The organism is Bacillus sp. FSL R10-2201 (genome assembly GCF_038008665.1).
In the GTDB taxonomy this organism is placed as follows: domain Bacteria; phylum Bacillota; class Bacilli; order Bacillales; family Bacillaceae_G; genus Bacillus_A; species Bacillus_A mycoides.
Window position 1 is genome coordinate 1,300,104 of the sequence record NZ_JBBOZP010000001.1, and the last position, 25,555, is coordinate 1,325,658.

The window sequence follows — 25,555 nt, forward strand, 5'->3', positions numbered from 1 at the left end:
AGCATACAATTTGCGAGAAAAAAGATGGAAAAAAATTCATAGACTTAAAAATTTCCTAATTTATCCTAAGAGGAGGAAAGGGATGAAATAAGAGAAACATAGAGTATAAAAGGAATTTTTAGCATTTTTATACTTGGTTTTAAGAGGGGGTTTTTGGATAAATGTACCTATATTAAAAATGAAGAATCCTATTGTATCAATGATTTTAGCATTTTTTTGAGGAATATACTGGATGTATTTTTACAAAACTGTAATGTTTCTGTTGTTCTTTTTTATAATAAAGTAACATATTTTTAATGTTGTAGCGGACAAAAAAGCGGCTATCTCTTTACGTAGACGAAGGAGATAGCCGTTTTCCTATTATTACGTATGTTACGAGTTATTACGAGTTGGTTTCAATTGCTTCTAATAATAGATCAACAATGTGAATTCCTCTCATTTTATGAGAAAGACCTTCACGTTCAATACCTAGTTTCATTTGTAATAGACATCCAGGGTTTGCAGTAACAATTGTCGCTGCATCTGTTTCATGTACACGGTCCATTTTGTAATCTAGAAATTCCATTGATAACTCCGAATGGACAATATTATAAATACCAGCAGAACCACAGCAACGGTCCGCATCTTTCATTTCGCGGTATGTTGCGCCTTGAATGGCCTCTAGTAACATACGAGGTTCCGAAGATGTTCGCATAACATTGCGTAAATGACAAGAGTCTTGATACGTAATGATTTGCGGCGTGAGTCGTAAGTCATTACGTTTATGGAAATCTAGTTCTACTAGTATAGCAGTAATATCTTTAATTTTAGAAACAAATTGCTTTGCGCGTTCAGCCCATTTGGGATCATCTTTTAACAGATAATCATAGTCTACGAGGTAAGCTCCGCAACCACCTGCATTCGTAATAATATAGTCGATGTTTAAATCTTCGAATGCTTCTATATTTCGTTTTGCTAATTCTTTTGCTCCACTCTTTTCACCAGCATGCCCATGTAATGCCCCGCAGCAACTTTGTGTTTTCGGAATAACGATATCACAACCAGCTAACTGAAGAAGTTTCATCGTTGCGTTATTTGTTTCTAAAAACATCGTATCCATTAAACAGCCTGTGAAGAATGCAACTTGTTTCTTCTTTGCCACCTCAGCAGGTAAAAATTCAGGACGATCTTTCATTGCTTTCATTTTAGGGACTTTTGGCAAAACGAGGTCCATCGTTGCAAGTGTTTCAGGGAATAACTTCATAATACCTGTTTTATGTGTTAGCGTTTGTAAACCAGAACGCTGGTAAAATCCGATTAGTCCTGTTAATGTTCGCATTCGGTTTTGATGCGGGAATAGTCCTTCAAAAACAACTTTACGAACAGCTCTCACGGGCATGGAGAACTTTTTATTTTGATTAATAATATCACGAGCTTCTTCTAATAAATGTCCATAATTCACACCAGATGGACAAACAGGTTCACAAGCGCGGCAGCCAAGGCAAACATTTAATGTATCTTCAACATCTTCATCCGGCTCAATTAAACCATCAACGACGGCTTTCATTAAGGCGATACGTCCGCGTGGGGAATGTGATTCTTTATACCCAGATTGAATGTAAGTAGGGCAAGTTGGTAAACAAAAGCCGCATCGCATACAGTTTAGTAGTTCATCTTCACTTAATCGTTCTTTAAATTCCTTTTGAATGTTTTCTTTATTTAATGTGGTCATCGCTCAACCACCACTCTTTTACGAGAGTCTTTCGCGAACATCTTTCCAGGATTCATAATGTTGTTTGGGTCGAAGGCTTGTTTAATCCCTTGCATAGCAGCAATACCTTCTTTACCTAATTTCATTTCTAAATACGGAGCTTTCATTGCGCCAACACCATGTTCACCAGTAATCGTACCACCAAGCTCAATCGCTTTCGCAAATATTTCAGCAAAAGCTTGTTCGGCACGATGCATTTCTTCTTCATTACGGGCATCTGTCATACAAGTCGGATGCAAATTACCATCACCAGCATGACCAAAAGTACAAATAGGAATATTATATTTCTTTGCAATTGCATTAATTGCTTCAACCATTGGAGCGATTTGTGAACGTGGTACAGTTGCATCTTCTAATATTGTTGTCGGTTTTAGTCTTGCAAGTGCTGATAGTGCACTACGGCGTGCTGTACGAAGCGCATCTGCTTCGGCTTCATCTTTTGCAACGCGAACATCGACCGCATTCATAGCACGGCAAACGTTAGCCATTTTTTCGATATCGCGATTGACAACCTCGGGCGGGCCATCTTGTTCAATTAATAAAATTGCTTTAACGTCAGTTGGTAAACCGATTTGTGCAAACTCTTCTACAACTTCAATTGTTGGTTGGTCTAAAAACTCAAGTGTCGCCGGAATAATTTTATTTGCAATAATAGCAGAAACAGCTCGAGCAGCTTCGTTAATATCTTCATATAGCGCAAGCATCGTTTTCTTCGTTTCAGGCATAGGGACAAGTTTTAATATAGCTTCCGTAACAACACCAAGTGTTCCTTCAGAACCAATAAATAAACGAGTTAAATCATAACCAGCTACATCTTTTGCTAATTTACCGCCAGTACGAATGATATCGCCGTTCGGTAAGACAAGTTCAAGCCCCATTACATAATCACGTGTTACGCCATATTTTAAACCACGTAATCCGCCGGAGTTTTCATTAATGTTACCGCCGATTGTAGAAATTTTCATAGAGCTTGGATCTGGTGGATAAAATAAAGCTTTTTCTTCTACTGTTTTAATAATATCAAGTGTAATAACACCAGCTTGTACAGTAATTGTTAAATTCTCTTCGTCAATTTCTAAAATATTGTTCATATGGCGGAAAATAAGGACGATACCACCTTCAAGTGGACACGTTCCAGCGCAAAGATTTGTTCCAGACCCGCGAACGTATACTGGGATTTTATGAGTGTTACACACTTTTAACACGTCTGCTATTTCATTTGTATTACGAGGAGCGATGACTGCATCAGGCATCGCTTGGAAGTTTGGAGTGGCATCATAACTATAAGTTAAACGCCCCATATTGGATGTATCTACATTATCTTCGCCAACAATAGATACGAATGAATCAATAATTTGCTTTTCTAACATTGGAAATCCCCCTCAAACTGTTAACGTATTTCGTCATAATAAAAAACGTTGTAACAGTGCTTTCATTATAATGATAAAAAAGTTGGAGGATTCTTTCTATGTACAATCATCTAAAGATTAATCTATTTTATCGTTATTTTTTGTGTGCTTATCTAATAAGAGGAGTGCGAAGTATAAAACATTTAAATCTTTGAATTGTTTCGGGTCAAGTCCTGTATGTTCTTCAATCTTTTTTAGCCTGTAATGCAATGTGTTAATGTGTATATGTAATTGCTCAGCTGTCTGCTTATAAGATTGGTTATAATCGATAAATAAACGTAAAGTGTGCATAAGCTCAGGAGATGATACTAAGTTTTCAATGGTACGCTCTAGAAACTGTTCTCGAGTTTCAGTAGAAATATCTTGTAAGCACATCTCTAAACGTAAATCTTCATTAAATACAATTTTTTTCGTTTCAAGTGATACTGAAAGGGCGCGTAATGCTTGTTCGTACGATAAGTTCATATTGCTTGGCGTAACTGTTTGTCCAATCCCGATATATAAAGTAATAGAAAATAAAGTTTCACAGTCTTGTTTTAACCGTTTTAAAAATTGAAAGGTTTGCTCTTTGGATTGGATTGTTGTAAACAAAATAAACCGATCATTTCCCCAGCGAACAAATAAATTTTCTTTTGCTAAAATGTTGCGCATATGTTGCCAAATTTTACGCTGGAGCATCGTATTATCTTGGGCGATTGATAATAAAATAAGTTGTTTCTTCTTATATAAATCAATGCCAAGCGTTTTTGCACGATCGAGAAAACTTGGAGACCAGTCTGTATTTTGAAGCCAATCAAAGACAAATGCTTCATAAGAACGGTGCTCAAGTTCTAGTTGTTCTAAAAAGTAGTTTTCATGAATTAATAATTCGGTCATCTTACGTAATATTTCTCCGTATTGTGAAATATTTTCAGGTTCTCCTGTAATTCCAATCACGCCGATTACTTCGTCATGGAATAGTAAAGGAAGGTTCATCCCAGCTTTTACACCTTGCAGTCGTCGTTCATCGTCTTTTGTAATAATGACAGTTTTCTTTTGTTTCGCACAGCGGAGTGCACCTTCATGAAATTGACCGATTCTTTCCGCATCTGTACTTGCGATAATAACGCCTTGTATATTAATAATAATAATGTTTTCAGTAATTAATCTGCGTACTTCACGTACAATTTTATTCGCTAAATCAGGAAAAAGCATAATTTACACACCTCAAATTCTATTTGTTGTACATTATATATGTAAGTTTATTAATAAAGGAAGATTTCACATTTTCCACACATTTATTTGTTATTTTACAATTATAACGAAATCATCTGAAGATGGAGGGAATCTTTTGAGAAAGTATGTTTTTCTTCTCTGTTTTTTATTTCTATTAGTAGGGTGTCAAGGAAGTTCGTATACACCGATTGCTAAAGATAAAAGTGTTATTATAACAACGAATGTAAAGGAAGGTAGTATTAGTTTTATTGATAAAAAAACAAAGAAGCTATTAACAACATGGGAATTAAATGAGCCGATTGCGGGGGTTACGCTACTTCCAAATGGCGAGGAAATACTTGTTTATGGTAAGCAATTAGAATATATGTATGTATATTCACTAGCAGAAGGAAGACAAGTGGACAAATATAAGATTGGAAAAGGAATTGCTAATGTTATCGCATCAGATGATGGAACACAATTATTTGCTGCCGATCAAAATGAACAAAAGGTAAGGTTCTTTACGATAAAAGGAAAAGAGACAGGGAGTGTTTCAACAGGAAAAGGGCCGATAACGATGGTAGAGCATCATAATCAGTTATCTGTACTAAATTTTTATGATACGAAACTAACAACAATTGATACAAAGAAAAAAGAGGTTATCCAATCCTTTATGATTCCCCCAGCATCAACAGGAGCGACGATTAGTCCTGATGGGAAAGAAATATGGATTGGTGGACATGGTGATGGAAGTCAAGTGAATGAGAAAGTATTAGTGTATTCTTTACAGAGCGGAGAGATGATGCGTTCTTTACATGCTCCGTTTATGCCTGTGAATATAACAAAGGATGATAAGTATGTATATGCGCTAAGTCACGGTTCAAATACGCTTAGAAAGTTTGATGCAAGTACGTATCAAGAGGTAGGATTTGCAGAAGTAGGATCTAATCCATTTGCATTTTTGAAAAGCGGTGCAGAAGGATATGTAGCTAGTTATGATAGCGATGAAGTATGCGTAATGGATATGAAGAATATGAAAATAAAACAAACAATTAAAGTCGGAAAAGGACCGTTTCAACTCATAGAGAGAGAAGGGGAAGGACAATGAGTAAATATAACGTGCTAGTCGTAGATGACGAAAGTGATATGAGGCAACTTGTCGGAATGTACTTAGATAACTTCGGATACGAGTGGGGAGAAGCTGAAAATGGAAAAGAGGCACTTCGAAAATTAGAGACGGATCATTACGATTTCGTTGTACTAGATATTATGATGCCTGAGATGGATGGGCTTTCAGTTTGTAAAGAGATTCGAAAAACGTCGGATGTACCTATTATATTTTTAACAGCAAAAGGTGAAGAGTGGAATAGGGTGAACGGCTTACGTATGGGAGCAGATGATTATATTGTAAAGCCATTTAGTCCCGGGGAACTAATTGCTCGTATGGAAGCTGTTTTAAGACGATATACAAAGCAAGAACAGCAAGAAGAGATTCAATTTGGACCGATTCTTATTAATGAAAAAAGTAGGAGGGTCGAGACGAATGGTGAGACGATTCCTCTTACGGTAAAAGAGTTCGATTTACTATATTTTCTTTGCCAACATAATGGACAAGTATTTAGCCGGGAACAATTGCTTGAAAAGGTGTGGGGATATGATTATGCAGGAAGTACAAGAACGGTAGATACGCATGTGAAAACGATGCGTCTAAAGCTAGGAGAAAGTGGAAACTACATTCAAACCGTTTGGGGTGTAGGTTATAAATTTGAGGTGTAACGTATGTTTACGATGGTACAAAAGCTTTGGCTTACAGTAGTATGTGCAGTATGTGTAACAGTTTCCTTTCTTTATTTTGTATCTTTATACTCATATGAAAAGTTATACGTTGATAATTTAAAAGATTCATTAGTAATGGAAGGGAAACGTCTTGCCACGCAATATGATAAACGTGAAGGAGTATCCACTTTTGAAGAGAAAGTAAGGGCATATGATCAAATATCTAGTTCAGATGTCCTTTTCGTATACAATCCGCGTGATTTAAGCGCATGTTTGCCTTTTGATGTTCACCATCATTCTCTTATAAGTGAAGGGGATAGACAGGCGCTATTAGATGGGAAAACTGTGACAAAGATAGGGTATGAAGAACATTTTGATCGTAATATTATGGGTGTTGTCATCCCTGTTTTAGATAATAAAAAATTAGTTGGTATTGTATACTCTTATATTCCTTTAAAAAGTATAAAAGACTTAATATTTGATATGGGTCTTATTTTAGCGCCGTTAGCACTTGCAATGATTTTAATTACAATATGGATTGGTAGAAAAATTATTATCGCCATTACGAGACCGCTTTCGCAAATGGAACGAGTTGCAAATCATTTGGCTACTGGAGATTTCTCAGAGCGGATTACAATTTCTTCAGAAGATGAAATTGGACGATTGGGAAAAGCCTTTAATAAAATGGCAAATTCCTTAGAAACAGAAGATGTAAAGCGTAAGGAATTTTTAGCTAATGTTTCGCATGAACTTAGAACACCGCTTAGTTATATTAAAGGATATAGTGAAGCTATTTTAGACGGTGTAGCGAAGGGGCCGCAGCAGGAAAAAGTAACGCAACTTATTCATAAAGAAGCAGGTCGCATGCAGCGCCTCGTTCATGATTTATTAGATCTAGCGCAGCTAGAAGGTGAACACTTTCCCTTAAAGAAACAACCTATCGTTTTTTCACAGCTTATTGAAGATGTACTAAATACGTACGAGTTACAGTTTGTAGAAAAAAACCTTCGTATTTCAACGAATTTAAATCCTGAAATTATCGTAATGATTGATGAGGATCGTATGCAACAAGTACTTCATAATGTATTAGATAATGCGATACGTTATACAAATCAAAACGGGGATATCATAATAACATTAAAGCAAATCGATGATTATTGTGAATTGCACATAAAAGATACAGGAATAGGTATTGATAGAGAGCATTTAGAAAATCTGGGGGAACGCTTTTACCGAGTAGATAAAGCGAGAAGTCGTCAACACGGTGGAACAGGTTTAGGTCTTGCAATTGTAAGGCAAATTGTTCATATACATGACGGTGAGTGGAGAATAGAAAGTGAAAAAGGTAAGGGCACGACAGTTAGTATTAAATTAAAAGCACAAGATGAGGAGAGCATATTCTAACTTTTGGAATATGCTCTTCATATTGAAGGTAAATAGTTACGCGTAAATGTATTAATTAATATCAAACAAATATCAAAAATTTGACTATTTTATGAACAAAACATTTGTACTTCTTACTAATTCGTTCTAAAATAGTTATGGATGCTAAGTTCTTATAAAACGTTACAATTGTTGTTTGGAAGATACTGAGGTGATTTAACTGGAGTACAAATCTATTAAACCGAAAAAAATTTACGAAGAAGTATCTGAAGCTATTTTAACAATGATTAAAAATGGTACGTTAAAACCTGGTGACAAACTACTTCCTGTTCATCAATTAGCTGAGCAGTTTCAAGTTGGCAGATCTGCTGTTCGTGAAGCGCTAAGTGCGCTAAGAGCAATGGGCTTAATTGAAATGAAACAAGGAGAAGGTACATATGTAAGGAATTTCGATCCTTCTTCATTAACAAAATCACTAAATAACAAGTTATTAATGAAGAAAGAGGATATTTTGAATTTATTAGAAGTACGGAAGGTGCTCGAAGTGGGGGCAGTTCGAGCGGCAGCGGCAAAACGTACGGAAGCTAATTTGCAAAATATGAAGCAGTGGTTAGATGAAATGGCAAAGAGCATTGGAGATGAGAATGCTGGCGAAAAAGCAGACTTTCATTTTCATATGGGAATTGCAGAATCTTCGCATAATAACATCTTGCTTGAGCTCATGAATCATGTTTCAGAGATGATTGCTGAAACGATTGGTGAATCAAGACGCATTATTTTATATGGTGAACAAACAACATCAGAACGACTTTTAGAAGAGCATCAATCTATATATGATGCGGTGTTAAAGCAAGATGTGGAATTAGCGCAGCAAGCGATGCTAGATCATTTAACAAATGTAGAACATATTGTCACAGGTAAAAGCGATATAAATTCGTAATTTAATCTTTTAAAAATCTAATTTTCTGATAAAATAGAGAGAGATTAAGTAAGCGTTTTCTTTAGAAGAGGGAGAGGATAGGCCATGGTTGAGCCTACTTCTTCTAATCTTAGTCATCTGATGACCATATGATTTTTGGCGGAGTTGTAATGAGGGGGAATTATAGTTATGAAAGTTACTTTATTTGTTACTTGTTTAGTCGATATGTTTGAAACAAACGTCGGTAAAGCAACAGTTGAAGTATTGGAGCGTTTAGGTTGTGAAATTGAATTTCCAGAAGCACAAGTTTGTTGTGGTCAGCCTGCTTATAATAGCGGCCATGTAGAAGCAGCAAAAGAAGCGATGAAACATATGATTGAAACTTTCGAAGATGCAGAATATATTGTTACGCCATCTGGATCTTGTGCGACAATGTTTCATGAGTATCCGCATGTTTTTAAAGATGATCCGAAGTGGGCTAAACGTGCACAAAAGGTTGCTGATAAAACATATGAATTTACACAATTTATTGTAGATGTTTTAAAAGTTACAGATGTTGGTGCAAGTTTACCAGGGATAGCTACTATTCATAAATCTTGTCATATGACACGCCTGCTTGGAGTAAAAGAGGCACCAGGAATTTTATTATCAAGCGTAAAAGGATTAATTGTGAGAGAACTGCCGAACGTGCAAAATTGTTGTGGGTTTGGGGGAACGTTTTCAGTTAAGATGACTCCAATTTCTGAGCAAATGGTAGATGAAAAAGTAGATAGTGTAATGGAAACAGGTGCTGATTATTTAATCGGTGCAGATTGTGGGTGTTTGTTAAACATTGGCGGACGTATTGAGCGTTTAGGAAAAGAAGTAAAAGTAATGCATATTGCTGAGGTCTTGAATAGTCGCTCATGAAGGGGGAACATAAGCTATGTCTATGAAAATCAGTGAGAAAAAATTTAATGATCGCGTTGGCGATGGAATTCAAGATTCGTTTATGCGCGGAGCGGTATCTTCTGCACAAACGCGTTTATATACAAATCGATTAAAAGCAGCTGACGAGTTGGGAAACTGGGAAGAGTGGCGTGAACTAGGTGAACAAATTCGTCAACATACGTTAGAAAATCTTGATTATTATTTAATGCAGTTAAGTGAAAATGTATCAAAAAGAGGCGGTCACGTTTACTTTGCGAAAACGAAAGAGGATGCAGCAAAGTATATTCAAGACGTTGCAAAAAAGAAACAAGCGAAGAAAGTTGTAAAATCAAAATCAATGGTAACTGAAGAAATTAGTATGAATCATGCCCTTGAAGAGATTGGTTGTGAAGTGTTAGAGAGTGACTTGGGAGAGTATATCTTGCAAGTAGATAACGATCCACCATCACATATTATTGCGCCTGCACTTCATAAAAACAGAACGCAAATTCGTGATGTATTTAAAGAAAAACTTGGATATGAAAATTCTGATGATCCATACGAAATGACAAAGTTTGTTCGTAAACAACTTCGTGAGAAATTTATGGATGCAGAAATTGGTGTGACAGGTTGTAACTTCGCTGTTGCAAATACTGGCTCTCTTTGTTTAGTGACGAACGAAGGTAATGCCGATCTTGTCATGTCGATTCCGAAAACACAAATTGCAGTAATGGGTATGGAACGTATGGTTCCGACAATGGAAGAATTAGATGTTTTAGTTGGTTTACTATGTCGTAGTGCGGTAGGTCAAAAATTAACAAGTTATGTAACAGTAGCAGGACCAATTCAAGAGGAAGAGGTAGATGGACCAGAAGAGTTTCATTTAGTCGTTGTTGATAATGGCCGCTCTCAAATTCTTGGATCGGAATTCCGTTCAATATTGCAATGTATTCGTTGTGCCGCTTGTGTTAACGTATGTCCCGTATATCGTCACGTTGGTGGACATTCGTATGGATCTATTTATTCAGGACCAATCGGTGCGGTATTAACACCACTTTTAGGTGGGTATGACGATTACAAAGAGCTTCCTTATGCATCTAGTTTATGCGGAGCATGTACAGAAGCTTGTCCAGTAAAAATTCCATTACATGATTTATTATTAAAACATCGTCAAGTCATCGTTGAGCAAGAAGGTCGTGCCCCACTTGCAGAAAAATTAGCAATGAAAATGTTTAGTATGGGTGCTTCTTCAGCAGCTTTATATAAAATGGGATCGAAAATGGCACCGGCAGCAATGAGTCCATTTACATCTGGTAACCGTGTATCAAAAGGTGTTGGACCACTTAAAAACTGGACGGATATTCGTGAATTCCCAGCTCCAAGTAAAGAACGATTCCGTGATTGGTATAAAGATCATAAGAAAGGCGGGGACAAATAATGACAGGATTAATTCAAAACCGTGAGTCCTTTCTAGATAATATAGCAAAAGAACTTGGGCGCGCGCGTAAAACAGAAGGCGTAGAACGTCCAGCATGGAAAAGTAATGTGAATGTTGAAACGTTAAAAGAGTATTCACAAGAAGAATTGTTAGAAGTATTTAAAAAGCAATGTACAAACATTCATACAACTGTTGTGGAAACGACAAACGACCGCTTACGTGAAGATATTCAAAAAGTAATCGTTGAAAACGGCGGAGGACCTATTATATTATCAGCAGATGAACGTTTTGATTCCTATGGATTGACTTCTTTATTTAAAGAAGAGCTTCCAAAGCAAAATGTTGAGGTAAATGTATGGGATCCTGAGAAAAAAGAAGAGAATATGCGTATAGCGGAAAAAGCGAATATCGGTATTGCATTTAGTGATTATACTTTAGCTGAATCTGGTACGATTGTTGTACAAAGTCATAAAGGACAAGGGCGTTCTTTACACTTTTTACCGACTGTATACTTTGCTATTATTCCACGTGAAACACTTGTGCCGCGTATTACACAGGCAGTTCAACATATGAACTCTCGTGTGGAAAAAGGTGAAGCAGTCGCATCTTGTATTAACTTTATTACAGGACCAAGTAACTCTGCGGATATTGAAATGAATCTTGTTGTCGGAGTACACGGGCCGTTAAAAGCAGTATATTTCATCGTATAAAATAGGGGAAAGCAGGCCGGAAAACGGCCTGCTTTTTTAATAGAATAAAGATAATATGAAGTAGAAGTTCTCTCCTTTTTTTGTTATGTTCTTTTGGAAAGGAGAGGAAGGGATGTTCACTTATTTATATGCATTGTTAATAGGTATGGTGTTTGGTTCTTTTTTTATGGTGATTGCGATGAGAGTTCCAGTAGGGGAATCTATTATTACACCGCGTTCGTACTGTCATTACTGCAAGTATACGTTACAGCCGAAAGAACTTATTCCAATCATTTCATTTTGTATACAAAAAGGGCGTTGTACGAATTGTAAGAGCAAAATCTCAAGTTTGTACATAGTATTTGAATTTGTTACAGGCAGTTTATTTTTTCTTACTGTATATGTAATTGGAATGGAAAGAGAGCTCATCATCATTTTATCGCTTTTTTCGTTACTTCTAATTATTTCAGTTACAGATTTAGTATATATGCTAATACCTAATCGTATTTTAATTTGGTTTGCGCTTTTGCTTATTTTAGAATGTATTTTTGTACCGTTAGTTACTTGGATAGATAGTTTAGCTGGTAGTGGAACTATATTCATTTTGTTATATTGCATGCAAAAGATTTATCCAGATGGTCTTGGCGGAGGTGATGTGAAATTACTTTCGTTACTCGGATGTATAGTCGGAGTGAAAGGGGTCTTTATAACTTTATTTTTAGCATCTTGCTTTAGTCTTTGTTTTTTCGGGATAGGTATAGCGCTAAAACGTATAAACATAAGAACTCCAATTCCGTTCGGACCCTTTATTAGCCTTGGAGCAATATGTTATGTGTTGGTCACATATGCAAAATAGAGAGGAGATAGAAAATGAATGTATATATGGATGATCAAAGAAGTTGCCCATACGGATATGTTTTGGCAACTACAGTAGAATCTGCCTTGCAAATTGTTAGGGATAATGAGGTGAATATTATTTCCCTCGATTATAATATGGGATGGCGACAAAAAAGTGGGTTAGATTTCGTAGAAGCTTTCTGCAACGAAGGTTTATATGTTAATGAAATTCACCTTCATACAAATGATGTCATCGGTATGCATCAGATGAAAAAGAGCATAGAGAGAGGGAAGGAAAACGGGGAAATTAATCCTTATATTGCCTTGAAATATGTAGGGAGCTAAAAACTCCAAAGTAAAACTTTGGAGTTTTTAATGTTTCATATGTGCTTGTAAAGGAATAATTTCCTCCGTTTGAGCTCCAACTAATTGAGTTTTCTCTTGTTCAACAACAGGTGCTTTCTTTGTTAAGTAATGATATACCATACCGACAAATACGGATCCGCCAATAATGTTACCGATTGTAACTGGAATTAAGTTATGAATAGCGCCCGCAAAAGAAATTGTCTCAGGATGTGGTGATACTAAAGATAAAGCAAACAGTGATAAGTTTGCAATGCTATGCTCATAACCAGATAAAAAGAAAGTGAAAACGAGCATCATCATCATTAATATTTTTGCTGTGTCACCTTTCACTTGAGAAGGTAAGAAGCAGGCAAGACATACGAGCCAGTTACATAAAATCGCTTTAAAGAATAATTGCATTGTAGGTGTATTCATCTTTCCTTCAACAACTTTATTCATTAAATGACTGTGATCAATTGCTTCGAAAATTCCAGTTGCGTAAAATAGTAAGGCAAAGAATAAAGCGCCAGCTAAGTTACCTGCATAACAAGCAACCCAGTTGCGAAGTGTATCAGAAATCGTTGTTTCTTTTCTTAAAGTTGCCACTGTGAAGTACATCGTATTGCCAGTAAATAATTCAGCGCCGCCATATATAATAAGTACGAGAGCAATTCCGAAAAACATGGAGGAAGCTAAATATGTTGCTGGTGAATCTGCAATATGAAAAAAGTTACCTAATTTAAAACATAGTACAATAATAAAACCGATATAAATGCCCGCAAGTGCAGCACGAATGAAATATTGCATTGGATTTATATCTAGCATTTGTTTTTTGCTCTTAGCCAGTTTTACAACGTAATCTAATCCTTGTTCTAGCATGAGTAATACGCTCCTTTAATACATCGTCTATAAATACTCCTTATATGAATAAGGTACATGGATTTGTTCATAGTTTCAATAAGTTTGTGCAATATTTCACAAAAAGGACATACATCTAGAAAGGAAGCGTTTACAAAAGGTAGTATAATGGAATTTTTTCTGAAAATAGAGAGGGGAATTGAAACGAGAAAAAAGAAAAAGCGCTGTAATTACAGCGCTTTTTCGTCTAAATTCTTTTCTACTTTTACTTCTACTTCTTTCGAGAAGAACCAACCGCAAACTGCGATTCCAACTAATACAATCCAGAATGTAAGCTTCCACGGAGTGGATTCTGGGAATGAATGCGGAAGGACATTTAAAGCAGGGTGTGCTAGCGTATAAACTGTTAATTTCACACCAACCCAACCTACAATTAAAAATGCTGCAGTTTCAAGTCCTGGTTTACGTTTTAATATTTGTACGAAAGCAGTTGCTGCAAATCGCATTATAACTAATCCGATAAGTCCACCTGTAAAGATAACGATAAATTGACCTGTATCAAGACTACCAATCGTACCTAATCCTGTTTTCGGTAAAGTCACTGCTAATGCAACAGCAGCTAAAATTGAATCAACTGCGAAGGCGATATCAGCAACTTCGACTTTAAATACAGTCCACCAAAAGTTCTCTTGTTTTTTCTTTGCTTCTTTTTCTTCTGTTTCTTCATGTGTATTCTTTTTAACATACGTTTTAAATAAGTGATTCCCCGCGATAAACATAAGATAAATCGCACCAATTGCTTGCACTTGCCATACATCTACTAGGAACGAAATCATAAATAGTGATCCGAAGCGGAAAACGAACGCTCCTGCTAATCCATAAAATAGTGCTTTCTTTCGTTTTTCTTCTGGTAAATGTTTTACCATAATTGCGAGAACGAGAGCGTTATCAGCCGCTAAAATCCCCTCTAGTGCAATTAGGATGAGTAATACCCAACCATACTCCAATAATAATGATACATCCATGTACATTCTCCTCTCATTTCTATAAAGACTAAACAAGTGAAGAAGTTCCCCACTGTTTAGTTTCCCCATACTCCTGCGTATCAACGGTGGAAGGAATTTGAAAACAAAAAAGACCTCTGCCGTTGATAGGCAAAGGTCTTGCTAGACATATGTAATGAAAATGCCAACAAAGCCGGAAGAACTAAGTTCTACGTAATGACGACTTTGTTTCCAAGAAATAGTTCTTGGACGCTACTCCCCTTTGGAGATATGCTATTGTACTCTCATTATATGGATAATTTATACGGTTGTCAACCTGTTAAAATATCTTCGTTGGGATATTTTATTTTTCTTTGTTTTTTACGTGCAAATGAAAAGGCTAATGTTAAAGGCCCCATCTTTCCAAAAAACATCATAAAGATAATAATTGTTTTGCCGATGATTGTTAAGTGTGGCGTCAAATTCATGCTAAGGCCGACAGTTCCAAATGCTGAAAATACTTCAAAAGCACTCATTAATAAAGGAACCTTCTCAGTGATGCTTAAAATTAAAATGGAAAGAAAAATAAAAGAAATTGAAATAATAGTAATCGTTAATGATTTGACAATGAGCGTATCTTTAATGGATTTTTTAAACACGACAATATCATCTTGTTCTTGCAAAAATTTAAATACGCCGAAAAACATAATCAAAAAAGTCGTTAACTTAATCCCACCACCAGTTGAAGCACTGCCAGCACCAATAAACATAAGAAGCATCATTAATAAAAGTGAAGGTTTTGATAATGCAGAGATATCAACAGTATTAAACCCGGCAGTACGTGTTGAAACCGCTTGAAAATAAGCAGCCATACCTTCTTCAAATGGTGTAAAACCTCTCATGGAAATTGAATTATGGAACTCAAATATAAAGATAAAAGCTGTAGCAATAATATTGACGATTAGAGTAGAAGAGAGCATAAGCTTTGAGTGCAAAGTAAGGTTTTTAAAGTTTTTCTTTCTTTTTATATCTACGATAACCGTAAAACCAATCCCACCTAAAATAATGAGGGAAGAAATAACGAGATTGACGAGAATGCTATGGGAGTATGGCATTAAATTATCGCTCCACACAGAAAACCCAGCATTGTTAAAGGCTGAGATAGAATGAAAAAAGCTATAATATATACCTTTGGCAACCCCGTATTTTGGTACCCATTCAAAAGAGAGAAGTAAAGTAGCGATACATTCTACAGTAAAAGAAAATAAAAATAATGCTTTTGCAAGACGAATGATTCCGCCGACATTTGTTTGGTTTAATGCTTGTTGTAATAAAATCCGGTTTTGAAGGCCGATTTTTCTGCCGAGCATAATTGCGATTAAAACAGCAAAGCTCATAATGCCAAGCCCGCCAACTTGTATAAGTGTTAAAATGACACATTGGCCAAATAAGGTAAATACTTTACCAGTGTCCACAACACCAAGCCCTGTAACCGTACAAGCAGAAACCGTTGTAAATAAAGCATCGAGCCATGAAATAGACGTTGTTGTAGCAATTGGCAATTTCAATAGGCATGTACCGATAATTGATAGCATAATAAAAGATACAGTAAGAACACGGGGAGGACTCATGCTAATGTTAATCCGTTTCATTTCACATATCGTTCCTTTCGATTTGCTCTTACTAGTATGTGAAGAAGCACTATTATGTATGTTAAAAAAGAAAGAGGCAGAGAATATCTGCCTCTAAGCCATAGGTTATATAGTTATCCGCGTAATTGTTGTTGAGCTAAAGCAACAAGACGTTTCGTTACTTCACCGCCAACTGATCCGTTAGAACGAGATGCTGTATTAGATCCTAAGCTTACACCGAATTCTTGTGCGATTTCATATTTGAATTGTTCAAGTGCTTGCTCTGCACCCGGAACTAGTAATTTGTTTGTTTTCACCATGTTGATACACATCCTTAAAGAGTAATCCAGTTTAGCTAAGTGCTATCTGGTAATGTTATTTTATGTGTAAACGACGTACTCATACACGGAAGTAAACGGTGTGATTAGAAGTTCTTGGATAGAAAAAAGAGTAGCAAATTTGCTACTCTTTTTTCAGTATTGTCGCTGTACCTTCTACGACAATATCATCAGATTGATTATATATGTTTGTTTGCAATGTGATAATTTTTTTATCGTCCCGTTTTTTAATAACTTCTGCCACAACGCGAATTGTATCACCGATTTTGACAGGAGCACGGAATGAAACGTTTTGTGATAAATAAATCGTATTTTTGCCAGGAAGTTTCGTTCCAAGAATGGTAGAAATAAAACTTGAAACGAGCATGCCATGGGCAATACGTTCTTTGAACATTGTCGTTTTTGCAAAAGAGTCTAGAATGTGAATAGGATTTACATCTCCAGTCAATTTTGCAAAATTGATAACGTCCTCATCCGTAATTTTTTTTGTAAGTGATGCTTGATCACCGACTTGAATCTCATCGTAACGAAGCTCCGGAACAGTTTGTGCTTCTTGAAATGGATTCATTTTGTCCTCCTTCTTTTCCATATCGAAAAATGTAAGCCATCTTGATGTAGTAGGAGGAAGAAAGAGTTTTGTTTGTGCTGCAGTTAGTTGCCACATTTTTCTTACTTGATGGAAGTAAATAGATTTTTTGAGTTTTCCTCGAACTGCTTTGCGAGTTCTAGTTGTTTGGACTTGAACTCTCCCAAAAAAACTTCTAACTGTTTTTGAACCTCTTCACGTTGCGACTGTTGTTGTTCGATAAAGTGTTTTGTTGTTTCTTCAAATTGGCCGCTAGTTTGAGTAAGAATAGACAAAGATGTTTTCGTAGGCGAAACAGTAAGTTGGTGCATTTGATTAGAAAGCTCATTCCACTTTTCTTGCCACTCGTTAATTTGATCATTTAAGGAGTTTCCAGTTAATTGCTTCACATAGTCTGTATATTGGTTATTGAACTGAGCAGTGAATTGGTGTAGTTCTTTTTCTAGTTCATCTACTCCTGATGTTAATTTATGCAAAGCGTCTTGTTGTTGTTTTAACGTTTCTAAAGTAAGTTGCTCTAATTGTTTCCCAGCTGAAGAGAAGAGGGAAAGAGATTGAGACCAGTTTTTCCAAAATGCATCGACTAATTCGTATGGCTTAGTTTCCATTGTTTGACCTCCAAATGTTTTTTTGCATATTGTGAACGCAGATTACTCTGCTGTACCACCAGGTGAAGATGAAGAATCCTTTTCATCCTTGTCTGGAGAAGTAGAAAATGGAAAGAATGCATTGGTGTATAACGTGAAAAACGTCCGCAACATATTTTGATAATGTTCAAAAGAAGTCGCACATGTTGTTAAATATTGCTCTCCATATTCTGTTAAAGAATAAATTCGTTTCGCTGGCCCGCCTTCGCTTGTATCCCAAGTAGAAGAAATAAGATTTTCTTTTTCTAATTTGCGTAGTGTCCTATACACATTACCTTGGTCAACAGAAGAAAAGCCGATGTCCATTAGCATTTGAATAAGTTTGTAACCATGAAGACTCCAGTCTTTTAGACAGAGAAGTAAGAAAGGAACTAAGAAGTTTTTTGGCATGGAGTTTGGTTGTTTCGCTTGGTTTTTTTCCAAACTTTCTGGGTGTTCTGGTTCATTATGTAGCATGATTGTGCATCACCTCATGAATCAGTTAGATGGAATTTTTTGCTTATAAGTGCAATTTACACCTATCTGTTTTTAATGTCAATACATTTGTTAGAAAATAAAGAAAAATAAAATATATACTTGAAGTTTTATTCGGAATATTAGAAAATAGTGAATAGGTTGAATTGTTTCAAAAACGAAAAAGGGAGTGTAGTCGAAGTGATTGATCAAAAATTCGATCCATTGCAAGCATGGAAAAATGCTTATGAACAAACCGAAACATTTTGGGGAAAAGCGCTCAATGAAACAATTAAAACAGAAGAATATTCTGCTTGGATGGGCAGCGTTCTAGATTTGAATTTGTTTTATCAAAAAGCATTAAATGATACGACAAAAAATTATTTAGAACAGGTGAATGTGCCGACGAGAGAGGATATCGCTAGAGTAGCTACGCTTGTTATTAACTTAGAAAATAAAGTTGATAACATCGAGGAAATTCTAGAAGAGAAAGTGGATTCATTAGGACAAGCTCCTACATTAAAGCGTGATGTTACGAAAGTAAAACAAGATATGCGCACGTTAGAAACGAAAGTTGATCAAATTTTAGAATTGCTAGAAAAGCAAAATGCAGTACTAGCTAAACTACAAGTACCTGTAAAAGAAGAAGTAAAGCCTGTAAATAAGCCAGAAAATAAAAAATGATAATCGCGTTTGTTTATAACTTGTAAAAGAGAGAGGGAGAATCTCTTTTCATGTATAAACAACGAAACATAATTAATATATGGACTCAATTAGTATGAGTACCAAAATGATTCATAACAATCGTTCACAAATTCATTTAAGGGGGAAAAGAAATGGTTCAATTAAATGGCAAAGTAGCAATCGTAACAGGTGGGGCAAAAGGAATTGGAAAAGCAATTACAGTAGCATTAGCAGAAGAGGGAGCAAAAGTAGTTATTAACTATAACAGCAGTAAAGAAGCAGCTGAAAACTTAGTAAATGAATTAGGAAAAGAAGGACATGACGTTTATGCAGTTCAAGCGGATGTTTCTAAAGTAGAAGATGCAAACAGACTTGTAGAAGAAGCTGTGAATCATTTTGGTAAAGTTGATATTCTTGTTAATAATGCTGGTATTACAAGAGATCGTACATTCAAGAAGTTAAATCGTGAAGATTGGGAGCGCGTAATTGACGTGAACTTAAGCAGTGTATTTAATACGACAAGTGCGGTACTTCCATACATATCGGAAGCAGAAGAAGGAAGAATCATTAGTATTTCTTCTATTATTGGCCAAGCTGGTGGATTTGGACAAACAAACTACTCAGCAGCAAAAGCAGGTATGCTAGGATTTACAAAATCATTAGCGTTAGAACTTGCAAGAACAAATGTAACTGTAAACGCAATTTGCCCAGGATTTATTGATACTGAAATGGTAGCAGAAGTACCAGAAGAAGTGCGTCAAAAAATCGTTGCGAAAATCCCGAAAAAACGTTTTGGTCAAGCTGATGAAATTGCAAAAGGTGTAGTATATCTATGCCGTGACGGTGCGTATATCACAGGTCAGCAATTAAACATTAACGGCGGATTATACATGTAATGAAGTAAGAAAAAAGTGCATATCCATAGCAGGAATGCACTTCTTTTTTTAGAAAGAAATTGACCAAAAAGGAGATAGGAAAAATGACTACATTCGTAACGGAATGGGAAAAGCAATTGGAGTTGTACCCAGAAGAATATCGTAAAGCATATCGCCGTGTGAAAAGAGCGAGCGAAGTTTTATTACGCGAACCAGAACCACAAGTTGGTTTAACACCGAAAGAGGTTATTTGGACGAAGAATAAAACGAAGCTGTATCGTTACATTCCAAAACAAGAAAAAACACAGAGAGTTCCAATCTTATTAATATACGCTCTTATTAATAAACCGTATATTATGGATTTAACTCCAGGAAATAGTTTAGTGGAATATTTAGTAGATCGTGGTTTTGATGTGTATATGCTTGATTGGGGCACATTCGGTTTAGAAGATAGTCATTTGAAGTTTGATGATTTCGTGTTCGATTATATTGCAAAAGCAGTGAAAAAAGTAATGAGAACTGCAAAATCGGACGAGATTTCTTTACTTGGTTATTGCATGGGTGGAACGTTAACATCTATTTATGCAGCGCTTCATCCGGACATGCCAATTCGTAACTTGATTTTTATGACAAGTCCTTTTGATTTCTCTGAAACAGGATTATACGGTCCTTTATTAGATGAGAAATATTTCAATTTAGATAAAGCGGTTGATACATTCGGAAATATTCCGCCAGAAATGATTGATTTCGGAAATAAGATGTTAAAACCAATTACAAACTTTGTCGGTCCATATGTTGCTTTAGTCGATCGTTCAGAAAATGAGCGCTTCGTCGAAAGTTGGAAATTAGTTCAAAAGTGGGTAGGCGATGGTATTCCGTTCCCAGGTGAATCGTATAGACAATGGATTCGTGATTTTTATCAAAATAATAAATTAGTGAAGGGTGAACTCGTTATTCGCGGACAAAAGGTAGACCTTGCAAATATTAAGGCGAATGTCTTAAATATTTCTGCGAAGCGTGATCATATCGCTCTGCCATGTCAAGTAGAAGCTTTACTTGATCATATTTCTAGCACAGATAAAGAGTATGTATGTTTACCGACAGGACATATGTCTATTGTGTATGGTGGAACGGCTGTAAAGCAAACATATCCGACGGTTGGAAATTGGCTTGAAGAGCGTTCTAATTAAAGAGAAGAAATCCAACTAGCGTATGTTAGTTGGATTTTTTTATGGAAAATGACGAAACATAGAAAGGAGAAAATTACATGGTAGGAGTATAATATATGAAGCTTATGACTGGTAAGTTGTTTTGGAGTGCTGGAGTTTCTGTACCTTGTTATCCAACGTTAGAAAATGATATGATATGTGATGTACTAGTAATTGGAAGTGGAGAAGCAGGTGCTCATATAGCGTATTCGTTAGCTAAAATTGGAATGCGTGTTATGCTCATTGAAAAAAGAGCAATTGCATGTGGTAGCACAGCTGCAAATACAGGATTATTACAATTTGTTCATGATAAATCGTTAACCTCTCTTATTCATACATTTGGTGAAGAGAAAGGGGTACGAGCATATAGACTTTGTTATGAAGCGCTGCAAACAATGGAGAAGGTTGTGCCAACTCTCGATATTGATCCCCATTTTATTCCGCGAAATAGTTTGTATTATGCAAGTAGAGATGAGGATGTTTCATTTTTACAAGAAGAATATAATACGTTACGCCATTATGGATTTCCGGTTGAATATTTTACAGAGTCTGATATTAAGAAACGTTATTCATTTGCAAAACAAGCAGCGTTATATACAAGCGGTGATGCAGAAGTGAATCCGTATTTATTAGCGCATAGTCTTTTGCATAAAGCGAAACAAATGGGCGCTACTATATACAAACATACAGAGGCATTACATATTAAACAAATCCAAAATGATTTAATTTGTTACACGAAAACAGGAAATAAAATTGTAGCAAAGAATATTATTATGGCGACAGGTTATGAAGCAATTTTTGGAAAGAAAGAAAAAAATACAACAGTAGAAACGTCTTATGCCGTTGTGACAAATAAGATAGATTATTTTGAAGGCTGGCATGAGCAATCGTTAATTTGGGAAACAGCACGTCCGTATTTGTATAGTCGAACGTATCAAAATCGCATTGTTATAGGCGGATTAGATGAGGCGCTGAAAATTCAAAAAATCGGCGATACGAAATTATTGCATAAGCGTGATCTTCTTATTAACATTGTAAAAGAAATGTTCCCGCAGTATAAAAATATACGGGCAGAGTACTATTGGGCAGCAGCATTTGGTGGCAGTCATGACGGTCTTCCTATTTTAAAAGAAGATAAAAAAATACATAATTTATATTACGCACTGCCGTATGGGGGAAATGGAACTGTATACGGAATGGTATTTGCGAAACTATTTCAGCAGTTATTTACAAATGAAGAAAGTGATGATTTTTCTTTATTTAATCGATAGAAAAAAGGTAGCGAAGTGATGGAATGAGAGATATAAAAAAGTTTTTACAAAAGTTACGTCCCGTACAACTTATCGTTGTATTTTATTTACTAGCAGTAGTCGTATCGGTAATTTTGCTTAGTTTACCATTTGTTACGAAGCCTGAAGTGAAATGGACATTTATCGATGCACTATTTACATCTGTTAGTGCGGTAAGTGTTACAGGACTGTCTGTTGTTACGATTTCAGATACGTTTACAACGGCAGGAATTATTGTTTTAGCCCTTATTTTACAATTAGGCGGATTAGGAATTATGGCGCTTGGTACATTCGTCTGGATTATAACGGGGAAAAAGATTGGTTTGCAAAGAAGAAGATTAATTATGGCAGACCATAACCAAGGGAATTTATCGGGCCTTGTAGAATTGATGCGTTCTATTTTAATTGTAATTATTTCGATAGAACTCATTGGAGCAATACTGTTAGGTACAAGGTTCTTACTATATTTCCCGACTTGGCAAGAAGCTTATTTTCACGGTTTCTTTGCCGCTGTGAGCGCAACAACGAACGGAGGATTTGATTTAACAGGACAATCACTTATTCCGTACAAAAAAGATTATATTGTTCAAATGATTCATATGTTGCTTATTATTTTAGGAGCTATCGGTTTCCCAGTGTTAATGGAAGTAAAACAATTCCTTAGTAAAAGGCGACAACAACTATTTCGCTTTTCGTTATTTACAAAATTGACGACAACGACATTTTTTGTACTCGTTATTGTTGGAACAATTATGATTTTTCTATTAGAACGAAATCATTTTTTAGTAGGAAAGTCATGGCATGAAACTGTATTTTATACATTATTCCAATCTGTGACGACGCGAAGTGGAGGACTCGCTACAATGGACATACGTGAATTATCACAACCAACGCTTTTATTTATGAGTATATTAATGTTCATTGGGGCATCTCCAAGTTCAGTTGGGGGCGGAATACGTACAACAACATTTGCAGTTAGTATATTATCGTTATATACATTTGCAAGAGGCGGGAGAACAGTCCGAGTTTTCAAACGTCAGCTACATGAAGAGGACGTGTTGAAAGCATCTGTCGTTATGACGATGGGGATTTTATTATGTGCCTCAGCGCTATTCATTTTATCTATTACGGAAAATGTACCGCTTATGAGCTTAATCGTTGAAGTTTGTTCTGCTTTCGGAACGACGGGACTATCAACAGGTGTTACTCCTGATTTAACAACTGTTGGTAAACTTGTACTCATTGTACTTATGTTTATCGGACGCGTCGGTATTTTAACATTTATATTAGCTAGTGGCGGAAGAGAGCAACCGCCTCGCTATAAATATCCGAAAGAGAGAATTATTATTGGATAGTATGAAACCATTCTACCTATGTTAGGTAGAATGGTTTTTTAGTCGTTAATTCCGAATTGGGGATGCATAAAAGCATCATTTTTATTATCAACTTCGTTTTTAAGTAATTCTTGATTTTCTTCTGCAATCCATCCGATATCATTTGTAGGATGGATCCATTCTTCCCCAGCCATAATGGCAGGATCTACCTCATCACTCCAATTATTAAGAGGACTGTTAGTGGAATCGTATTTACTGTCTCCAATTACAACATCATATTGATTTATAAAAGGTTGTTGCATCTTTTTGCCTGTGCCTTTAAAAGAAGGAAAGTTCATTTGATGAGGGAGCGTCTCGTCTAAAATTGGCGATTGTATCGTTTCTTTTTCTTTCAAAGTAATCGCTCCTTTTTGTAATGGCTTGTTCGTATGTAGTATTTCCATCTATAAGCTCTTATGTACTTGTTAACACTTCCCAGTAATAATTACTGTAAGTTGTTTCAAACTAGAATAGAAAGTTATTTCGTGAGAGCAGGTGAATATGTTGGTAAAAAGAAAAGTAAAACAAAATGCAGCAATTAATAATAATAAAACTCCGAAAGAAAGCTTACCAGATGCAGAATTTGCATTAGAGTATGAAGGAGAAAATAGTGCGAAGTATGCAAATCGTAATTCAAAAAAAGGTAAACAAAAGTGAGGCGTTTTTTACAAACGCCTCATTTTTTTGTGGGATTATAAAGGTTTTTTTAATTATTTGTAAATTTCACGTTTGATATTAGCAGAAAAATGCGAAAAAACATAGAAGTAGCAACGTATTACACAAAAACAAACAACAAACAAAAGATTAATGTTGGTTTAATACTGCTTTTACACTAGTTGTTTATATTAGAGTTGTACATAAGATTTGTAAAAGGAGAGAGAGACAGTGAAAAAAACAATCTTTAAAGCTGTAGCAACTGGAATGGTATTTTCGTTATTAATGGGGTGTGGTGCAAAGAAAGAAGAAAGTGCTGGAGCAAAAGTAAAAGATGATAAATTATCTGGATCATTAACTGTTTACACAGCGATTGAAGAAGAGCTTGTACCGATTTATCTTGATTCTTTTAAACAGAAGTACCCAGACGTGAAGTTGAACATTGTTCGTGATTCAACAGGAGTTATTACAGCGAAATTGCTAGCTGAAGGAAAAAATACACAAGCAGATGTTGTATGGGGAACTGCAGCGTCTAGTCTATTAGCTTTAGAGAAAAAAGATATGTTAAAAGGATACTCTCCAAAAGGAGCAGATCGTGTCCTTTCGCAATTTAAAGACGATAAGAAACCAGAAAAATGGGTAGGAAATACTGCATTTATGACGGGGATTGCTGTAAATAAAGAAGAATTGAAGAAGAAAAATTTACCGATGCCAGAATCATATGAAGATTTAACGAAACCAGAATATAAAGGAACGCTAGTTATGCCGCATCCGGCTTCTTCTGGAACAGGATTTTTAACAGTTTCTGCATGGCTACAAATTATGGGAGAAGATAAGGGCTGGGATTACATGAAGAAACTTCATGATAATATGGCAACTTATACTCATTCAGGTTCAAAACCAGCGAAATTAGCAGGTGCAGGTGAATATCCAGTTGGTGTATCAATGGTTTATAGTGCTTTGAAAGAGAAACAAAAAGGTGCACCAGTTGAAGTTGTACTGCCGAAAGAAGGATTAGGCTGGGAAGTAGAAGCGAACGCACTTATTAAAAAAGATAATGCTAAAAATGATAAATTAGTGCAAGCATTTTTAGATTGGGCAATTACAGATGATGTAATGAAGTTATACTTCGAGAAAAATGGATTTGCGACAATTAAAAATGATTATAAACTTCCAGATGGATTCCCTAAAGATGTGACAGAAAAGTTATATAAAAAGAATGACTTTAAATGGGCAGCAGAAAATCGTGACAAAATTTTAGAAAAATGGGAAAAAGAGTTTGGCCAAAAAGCAGAACCGAAAAAGTAAGTGAGTGGGAGAGAGAAAA

27 protein-coding genes and 1 riboswitch are annotated in these 25,555 nt (G+C 35.8%); of the genes, 16 read left to right on the forward strand and 11 right to left on the reverse strand.

Annotated features, from left to right (window positions below):
- Positions 1 to 382: 382 nt before the first annotated feature.
- From NSQ69_RS06715 to NSQ69_RS06725, 3 genes are all read right to left on the reverse strand, one after another.
- Positions 383 to 1,711: a (Fe-S)-binding protein gene (locus NSQ69_RS06715; RefSeq protein WP_002086860.1), complete on the reverse strand. Its 1,329-nt coding sequence runs from the start codon at positions 1,709 to 1,711 to the stop codon at positions 383 to 385.
- Entirely contained in the window at positions 1,708 to 3,120 is a 1,413-nt protein-coding gene (glcD, locus tag NSQ69_RS06720) for a glycolate oxidase subunit GlcD (protein ID WP_341099086.1), read from the reverse strand. The genes NSQ69_RS06715 and glcD overlap by 4 nt, the downstream gene beginning before the upstream one ends.
- Before the next feature lie 117 nt (positions 3,121 to 3,237).
- Positions 3,238 to 4,353 (reverse strand): CdaR family transcriptional regulator, encoded by a 1,116-nt coding sequence (locus NSQ69_RS06725; protein ID WP_002126135.1) that lies wholly within the window; start codon positions 4,351 to 4,353, stop codon positions 3,238 to 3,240.
- Between the two features lie 136 nt (positions 4,354 to 4,489).
- Between NSQ69_RS06725 and NSQ69_RS06730 the strand changes: the two genes are divergently transcribed.
- From NSQ69_RS06730 to NSQ69_RS06770, 9 genes are all read left to right on the forward strand, one after another.
- Positions 4,490 to 5,461: a YncE family protein gene (locus NSQ69_RS06730; protein WP_341099088.1), complete on the forward strand. Its 972-nt coding sequence runs from the start codon at positions 4,490 to 4,492 to the stop codon at positions 5,459 to 5,461.
- Positions 5,458 to 6,129 (forward strand): response regulator transcription factor, encoded by a 672-nt coding sequence (locus NSQ69_RS06735; protein ID WP_002126137.1) that lies wholly within the window; start codon positions 5,458 to 5,460, stop codon positions 6,127 to 6,129. Before NSQ69_RS06730 ends, NSQ69_RS06735 begins: the two co-directional genes overlap by 4 nt.
- 3 nt (positions 6,130 to 6,132) lie before the next feature.
- Entirely contained in the window at positions 6,133 to 7,533 is a 1,401-nt protein-coding gene (locus NSQ69_RS06740) for a sensor histidine kinase (protein ID WP_002011591.1), read from the forward strand.
- Between the two features lie 229 nt (positions 7,534 to 7,762).
- Entirely contained in the window at positions 7,763 to 8,452 is a 690-nt protein-coding gene (locus tag NSQ69_RS06745) for a FadR/GntR family transcriptional regulator (protein ID WP_263894884.1), read from the forward strand.
- 168 nt (positions 8,453 to 8,620) lie between these two features.
- The gene (locus NSQ69_RS06750; RefSeq protein ID WP_002011587.1) at positions 8,621 to 9,340 is read left to right on the forward strand and encodes a (Fe-S)-binding protein; all 720 of its coding nucleotides are present in this window, start codon (positions 8,621 to 8,623) and stop codon (positions 9,338 to 9,340) included.
- Positions 9,341 to 9,356: 16 nt separating this feature from the next.
- Complete coding sequence (locus NSQ69_RS06755; RefSeq protein ID WP_002011586.1) at positions 9,357 to 10,778, forward strand: LutB/LldF family L-lactate oxidation iron-sulfur protein; 1,422 nt, start codon at positions 9,357 to 9,359, stop codon at positions 10,776 to 10,778.
- Positions 10,778 to 11,488 carry a LutC/YkgG family protein gene (locus NSQ69_RS06760; protein ID WP_341099090.1) on the forward strand — a complete coding sequence of 237 codons (711 nt, stop codon included), beginning with the start codon at positions 10,778 to 10,780 and terminating at the stop codon, positions 11,486 to 11,488. The genes NSQ69_RS06755 and NSQ69_RS06760 overlap by 1 nt, the downstream gene beginning before the upstream one ends.
- A 112-nt stretch (positions 11,489 to 11,600) precedes the next feature.
- A complete protein-coding gene (locus NSQ69_RS06765) occupies positions 11,601 to 12,323 on the forward strand; it encodes a prepilin peptidase (protein ID WP_002086842.1) in 723 nt (240 codons plus the stop codon).
- 14 nt (positions 12,324 to 12,337) lie between these two features.
- Entirely contained in the window at positions 12,338 to 12,649 is a 312-nt protein-coding gene (locus NSQ69_RS06770) for a cyclic-phosphate processing receiver domain-containing protein (protein WP_002064363.1), read from the forward strand.
- Between the two features lie 27 nt (positions 12,650 to 12,676).
- Here NSQ69_RS06770 and NSQ69_RS06775 read toward each other — a convergent pair whose 3' ends face one another.
- The 7 genes from NSQ69_RS06775 to phaQ all read right to left on the reverse strand — a co-directional run bounded on the left by NSQ69_RS06775 (position 12,677) and on the right by phaQ (position 18,148).
- On the reverse strand, positions 12,677 to 13,528 hold the full coding sequence (locus tag NSQ69_RS06775) for a formate/nitrite transporter family protein (protein WP_002011581.1): 852 nt from the start codon (positions 13,526 to 13,528) through the stop codon (positions 12,677 to 12,679).
- 209 nt (positions 13,529 to 13,737) lie between these two features.
- On the reverse strand, positions 13,738 to 14,532 hold the full coding sequence (locus NSQ69_RS06780) for a TerC family protein (protein ID WP_002011580.1): 795 nt from the start codon (positions 14,530 to 14,532) through the stop codon (positions 13,738 to 13,740).
- Between the two features lie 79 nt (positions 14,533 to 14,611).
- Positions 14,612 to 14,784: riboswitch (yybP-ykoY riboswitch) on the reverse strand.
- Positions 14,785 to 14,822: 38 nt separating this feature from the next.
- Entirely contained in the window at positions 14,823 to 16,142 is a 1,320-nt protein-coding gene (locus NSQ69_RS06785; RefSeq protein WP_002126145.1) for a TrkH family potassium uptake protein, read from the reverse strand.
- Positions 16,143 to 16,255: 113 nt separating this feature from the next.
- Positions 16,256 to 16,441, reverse strand: coding sequence for an alpha/beta-type small acid-soluble spore protein (locus NSQ69_RS06790; protein WP_000241212.1), 186 nt, complete (start codon positions 16,439 to 16,441; stop codon positions 16,256 to 16,258).
- A 142-nt stretch (positions 16,442 to 16,583) separates the two neighbouring features.
- Positions 16,584 to 17,027, reverse strand: coding sequence for a MaoC family dehydratase (locus NSQ69_RS06795; protein WP_002186362.1), 444 nt, complete (start codon positions 17,025 to 17,027; stop codon positions 16,584 to 16,586).
- 101 nt (positions 17,028 to 17,128) lie between these two features.
- Positions 17,129 to 17,653, reverse strand: a complete 525-nt coding sequence (phaP, locus tag NSQ69_RS06800; protein ID WP_002011575.1) for a polyhydroxyalkanoic acid inclusion protein PhaP — start codon at positions 17,651 to 17,653, stop codon at positions 17,129 to 17,131.
- 42 nt (positions 17,654 to 17,695) lie between these two features.
- A complete protein-coding gene (gene phaQ, locus NSQ69_RS06805; protein WP_002186361.1) occupies positions 17,696 to 18,148 on the reverse strand; it encodes a poly-beta-hydroxybutyrate-responsive repressor in 453 nt (150 codons plus the stop codon).
- Between the two features lie 198 nt (positions 18,149 to 18,346).
- Here phaQ and phaR point away from each other — a divergent pair, with 198 nt between their 5' ends.
- From phaR to NSQ69_RS06830, 5 genes are all read left to right on the forward strand, one after another.
- A complete protein-coding gene (phaR, locus tag NSQ69_RS06810) occupies positions 18,347 to 18,829 on the forward strand; it encodes a polyhydroxyalkanoic acid synthase subunit PhaR (protein WP_000566956.1) in 483 nt (160 codons plus the stop codon).
- A 152-nt stretch (positions 18,830 to 18,981) separates the two neighbouring features.
- Positions 18,982 to 19,725, forward strand: coding sequence for an acetoacetyl-CoA reductase (locus NSQ69_RS06815; RefSeq protein ID WP_000250406.1), 744 nt, complete (start codon positions 18,982 to 18,984; stop codon positions 19,723 to 19,725).
- Positions 19,726 to 19,808: 83 nt separating this feature from the next.
- Positions 19,809 to 20,894, forward strand: coding sequence for a class III poly(R)-hydroxyalkanoic acid synthase subunit PhaC (gene phaC / locus NSQ69_RS06820; protein ID WP_002011573.1), 1,086 nt, complete (start codon positions 19,809 to 19,811; stop codon positions 20,892 to 20,894).
- A 95-nt stretch (positions 20,895 to 20,989) separates the two neighbouring features.
- Entirely contained in the window at positions 20,990 to 22,183 is a 1,194-nt protein-coding gene (locus tag NSQ69_RS06825; protein ID WP_002126152.1) for an NAD(P)/FAD-dependent oxidoreductase, read from the forward strand.
- Between the two features lie 23 nt (positions 22,184 to 22,206).
- On the forward strand, positions 22,207 to 23,556 hold the full coding sequence (locus NSQ69_RS06830; protein ID WP_002126155.1) for a TrkH family potassium uptake protein: 1,350 nt from the start codon (positions 22,207 to 22,209) through the stop codon (positions 23,554 to 23,556).
- Between the two features lie 38 nt (positions 23,557 to 23,594).
- On the opposite strand, the gene NSQ69_RS06835 is transcribed toward NSQ69_RS06830, so the two are convergent.
- Positions 23,595 to 23,978 carry a DUF3905 domain-containing protein gene (locus NSQ69_RS06835; protein ID WP_002011568.1) on the reverse strand — a complete coding sequence of 128 codons (384 nt, stop codon included), beginning with the start codon at positions 23,976 to 23,978 and terminating at the stop codon, positions 23,595 to 23,597.
- 100 nt (positions 23,979 to 24,078) lie between these two features.
- On the opposite strand from NSQ69_RS06835, the gene NSQ69_RS06840 reads away from it, so the two are divergent.
- Positions 24,079 to 24,231 carry a hypothetical protein gene (locus NSQ69_RS06840; RefSeq protein WP_000240799.1) on the forward strand — a complete coding sequence of 51 codons (153 nt, stop codon included), beginning with the start codon at positions 24,079 to 24,081 and terminating at the stop codon, positions 24,229 to 24,231.
- 228 nt (positions 24,232 to 24,459) lie between these two features.
- Entirely contained in the window at positions 24,460 to 25,536 is a 1,077-nt protein-coding gene (locus NSQ69_RS06845) for a putative 2-aminoethylphosphonate ABC transporter substrate-binding protein (protein WP_341099092.1), read from the forward strand.
- The last annotated feature ends 19 nt before the right edge of the window (positions 25,537 to 25,555 follow it).